General features: G+C 73.3%; 4 protein-coding genes. 3 read left to right on the top strand and 1 reads right to left on the bottom strand.

Translation table 11 applies throughout. The features are described 5' to 3' along the window. Positions 1 to 116: 116 nt before the first annotated feature. Positions 117 to 449, bottom strand: coding sequence for a heavy-metal-associated domain-containing protein (locus ACFV61_RS34950; RefSeq protein WP_380496127.1), 333 nt, complete (start codon positions 447 to 449; stop codon positions 117 to 119). Between the two features lie 252 nt (positions 450 to 701). Between ACFV61_RS34950 and metF the strand changes: the two genes are divergently transcribed. From metF to ACFV61_RS34935, 3 genes are all read left to right on the top strand, one after another. Next, the gene (gene metF, locus ACFV61_RS34945; protein WP_380496125.1) at positions 702 to 1,643 is read left to right on the top strand and encodes a methylenetetrahydrofolate reductase [NAD(P)H]; all 942 of its coding nucleotides are present in this window, start codon (positions 702 to 704) and stop codon (positions 1,641 to 1,643) included. A gap of 128 nt (positions 1,644 to 1,771) precedes the next feature. Then, complete coding sequence (locus ACFV61_RS34940; RefSeq protein ID WP_380496123.1) at positions 1,772 to 2,935, top strand: permease; 1,164 nt, start codon at positions 1,772 to 1,774, stop codon at positions 2,933 to 2,935. A 205-nt stretch (positions 2,936 to 3,140) separates the two neighbouring features. Then, positions 3,141 to 3,964, top strand: an 824-nt coding sequence (locus ACFV61_RS34935) for a cation transporter (RefSeq protein WP_380496121.1), incomplete at its 3' end; no start/stop codon positions are given.

Raw genomic sequence — 3,964 nt, 5'->3', positions numbered from 1 at the left:
ACCGGGGGGCGTGCGCGGCGCGCCCCCCGCGGGGCGCCCCCCCCGGGCCAACCCCCCCCCCGTTACGCCCACCGCCCCCGCGGGCCGGGCCGGGGGGGGCGTTCGGCTGGTGCGACCTAGCCGAGGCGGCCGACCAGGTCGTAGCCGGCCTCGTCGATGGCGGCGGCGACGGCCTCGTCGGCGAGCGGCAGGGTGCTGTCGACGGTGACCTCGCCGGTGGCGAGGTCCACGGCGACGTCGGTGATGCCGTCGATCTTCCGCAGTTCGGCGGTCACCGAGGTGACGCAGTGGCCGCAGGTCATGCCCTTGACCTGGAAGGCGGCCCGCCCGGCCGTCCCGGTGGCGGGGGCCTCGGTGGCGCCGGTGCCGCAGGAGCCGCAGCAGGAGGCGGCGGTCTCGGTGGCGGTCCCGGTGGCGGGGGACTCGACGGTGACGGTGGTCTCGGACATGGGGGTGCTCCTGTCATCAGTGCCCGGCGCCGGCCGCAGGTGCGGTCGGCCGCTTCGCCTGGAGAACGTACCATACCCCCCAGGGGTAACTGAGGGCGTCGCTCGCGATGGCCGTGAAACGGACTCGACCGATCGTCAACTGATCCTTGTGGCAATCTCGTTGCGCCCTTCCGGCAGGGTGGAAGCGGCCGCCCGCATCCCGGCGGCCGGCCCCGGCAGGCGGCCGACCCCCATCACCCGAGGTGACACCCCATGGACCACACCACCCGACCCGGAGCGCGCGGCCCGCGCGGACTGCGCGAGATCCTGGCGGCCGGCGAGCGGACGTACTCCTTCGAGTTCTTCCCCGCCAAGGACGTCGCCGGTGAGCGCTCCTTGTGGGCCGCGATCCGGCGGGTGGAGGCGGTCGCGCCGACCTTCGTCTCCGTCACCTACGGCGCCGGCGGCTCCTCGCGCGACCGCACCATCGAGACCACCGAGCGGATCGCCGCCCAGACCACGCTGCGGCCGGTGGCCCACCTGACCGCCGTCGGCCACTCCACCGCCGAGCTCCAGGCCGTCCTGCGGCGCTACGCGGACGTCGGGATCCGCGACGTCCTCGCCCTGCGCGGCGACCCGCCCGGCAACCCGAACGGCGCCTGGGAGCCGCACCCCCGGGGCCTGCGGCACGCCGCCGAACTGGTCGAACTGGTCAAGGGCTGCGGCGCGTTCACGGTCGGGGTGGCGGCCTTCCCGGAGCGCCACCCGCGCTCGGCGGACTGGGCGGACGACATCCGGCACTTCGTCGCCAAGTGCCGGGCGGGCGCCGACTACGCCGTCACCCAGATGTTCTTCGACGTCGAGCACTACCTGCGGCTGCGCGACCGGCTCGCCGAGGCCGGCTGTGACACCCCGGTCATCCCGGAGATCATGCCGGCCACCGACGTCCGCCAGATCGCCCGCTTCGCCGAACTCAGCGGTGCCTCCTTCCCGGCGGGCCTGGCCGCACGGCTGGAGGCGGCTCGCGGCGACCGGCCGACCGCTCACCGCATCGGCGTCGACCACGCCACCCGGATGGCCGAGCGCCTGCTCCGCGAGGGTGCGCCCGGCCTGCACTTCATCACGCTGAACCGCTCCACCGCCGCCCTGGAGATCCACCGCAACCTCGGGCTGGACCGGGCGGCGCAGTCGTCGGCCCCGCTGGCGGCGGCCTGACGGAGGTCTGACAGGGGTCTGGCGGGGGAGCGGCCGGGCCCCCGGCGAGGTGCGAGGGATTATACCCGGTACGGGTATATGGTGCTCGGCGCTGGCGAACCCGGGGCACCAGGGAAGGCGGACCCACCATGCACGCGATCCTGCACGCGCTGTCCATCGCCGGATCGATGACCTGGGAGATCGCCTGGGCGCTGATCCTCGGCTTCCTGCTCTCCGCCGTCGTCCAGGCCGTCGTCCGCAAGTCCACCGTCGTCCGGCTGCTCGGCGACGACCGCCCCCGCACCCTCGGCGTCGCCGCCCTCCTCGGCGCGGCCTCCTCCTCCTGCTCGTACGCGGCCGTGGCCCTTGCCCGCTCGCTGTTCCGCAAGGGCGCGGACTTCACCGCCGCGATGGCCTTCGAGATCGCCTCGACCAACCTGGTCGTCGAACTCGGCGTCATCCTGGCCCTGTTGCTCGGCTGGCAGTTCACGGCGGCCGAGTTCGTCGGCGGGCCGGTGATGATCCTCGTCCTCGCCCTGCTCTTCCGGCTGCTGCTGCGCGACCGGCTGCTGCGTGAGGCCCGCGCCCAGGCCGAACGCGGCCTGGCCGGCTCGATGGAGGGCCACGCGGCGATGGACATGTCCGTCGCCGGGGAGGGCTCCTTCGCCCGGCGGCTGCTGTCCCGGCAGGGCATCACGGCCGTGTCGCACGTGTTCGTGATGGAGTGGGCGGCGATCCTCAAGGACCTCGTCCTCGGGCTGCTCATCGCCGGTGCCATCGCCGCCTGGGTGCCGGACTCCTTCTGGCAGGCCTTCTTCTTCGCCGACCACCCGCTCGCCGGCCGGCTGTGGGGCCCGCTGGTCGGCCCGCTGGTGGCGATGGCGTCCTTCGTCTGCTCGATCGGCAACGTGCCGCTCGCGGTGGTGCTGTGGAAGGGCGGGATCAGCTTCGGCGGGGTCGTCGCGTTCATCTTCGCGGACCTGCTGATCCTGCCGATCCTCAACATCTACCGGAAGTACTACGGGCGTCGGACGGCCCTGTTCCTGCTCGGCACCTTCTACGCGGCCATGGTGGTGGCCGGCTACACCGTCGAGTTCCTCTTCGGCGCGCTCGGCCTGGTCCCCGACCAGCGCGAGGCCGAGATCCCGATGGCGGGCATCGAGTGGAACTACACGACCTGGCTGAACATCGCCTTCCTGCTCCTCGCCGCCGCCCTGCTCGCCCGCTTCCTGCGCACCGGCGGCCGCGCCATGCTCCGGATGATGGGCGGCGAGCCCGCGGCCGGGGGCGGGCACCGGCACGACCGGCACTGACGCCCGGCGGTGGGTACCTCCCTGGGGTTTCGGGCGGGGCGGATCGCCGACCCCGGAGGATGCCTGCTGGGGGTATCCGCTTGTTCTGGGTACCCCTAGGGGGTATAAAGGAACCCGACGCCGACCGATACCCCCCGAGGGTATGAAGGTCGGACCGGAGACGCTCAGTACGTCCCCGGAACGACGACTGTCACGAGGAGCAACGATGACCACCCAGGCACCCGCCTCCACGGAGGTGGAACTCTCGATCGGCGGCATGACCTGCGCCTCGTGCGCGGCCCGCATCGAGAAGAAGCTCAACCGGATGGACGGCGTCTCGGCGAGCGTCAACTACGCCACCGAGAAGGCGAAGGTCGCCTTCCCCGCGGGCGTCGACGTCGCCGACCTGATCGCCACCGTCGAGGCCACCGGCTACAGCGCCGCGCTGCCGAAGCCGCCGGCCGCCGAAGGCCCGACCGGGCAAGCCGGGCAGGCCGAGCCGGTCGACGAACTCGCCCCGCTGCGCCAGCGGCTGGTCACGGCCGTGGCGCTCGCGGTGCCGGTGATCGCGATGGCGATGGTGCCGGCCCTGCAGTTCGACAACTGGCAGTGGCTGTCGCTGGTGCTGGCCTCGCCGGTGGTCACCTACGCCGCCTGGCCGTTCCACCGCGCCGCCTGGACCAACCTCAAGCACGGCGCCGCGACCATGGACACCCTGGTCTCGCTCGGCACCGGCGCCGCGTTCCTCTGGTCCCTGTGGGCGCTGTTCCTCGGCGACGCCGGAATGCCGGGCATGCGGCACGGCTTCGAGCTGACCATCGCCCGCAGCGACGGCCCGTCGAACATCTACCTGGAGGCGGCGGCCGGCGTCACCGCCTTCATCCTGGCCGGCCGCTACTTCGAGGCCCGCTCCAAGCGGACCGCGGGCGCCGCGCTCAGGGCGCTGCTGGAACTGGGCGCCAAGGACGTCACCGTGCTGCGCGGCGGGGCCGAGGTCCGGATCCCGGTCGGCGGCCTGGCCGTGGGCGACCGGTTCGTGGTGCGGCCGGG

The sequence above is a fragment of the Kitasatospora sp. NPDC059817 genome (assembly GCF_042731835.1).
In the GTDB taxonomy this organism is placed as follows: domain Bacteria; phylum Actinomycetota; class Actinomycetes; order Streptomycetales; family Streptomycetaceae; genus Kitasatospora.
Note: the sequence above shows the minus strand (reverse complement) of the source record. Positions and strands in the feature narration are given on the sequence as shown.

Coding starts and splice junctions, on each gene's coding strand:
- ACFV61_RS34950 (WP_380496127.1), bottom strand. CDS start 449: ATGTCCGAGACCACCGTCACCGTCGAGTCCCCCGCCACCGGGACCGCC.
- metF (WP_380496125.1), top strand. CDS start 702: ATGGACCACACCACCCGACCCGGAGCGCGCGGCCCGCGCGGACTGCGC.
- ACFV61_RS34940 (WP_380496123.1), top strand. CDS start 1,772: ATGCACGCGATCCTGCACGCGCTGTCCATCGCCGGATCGATGACCTGG.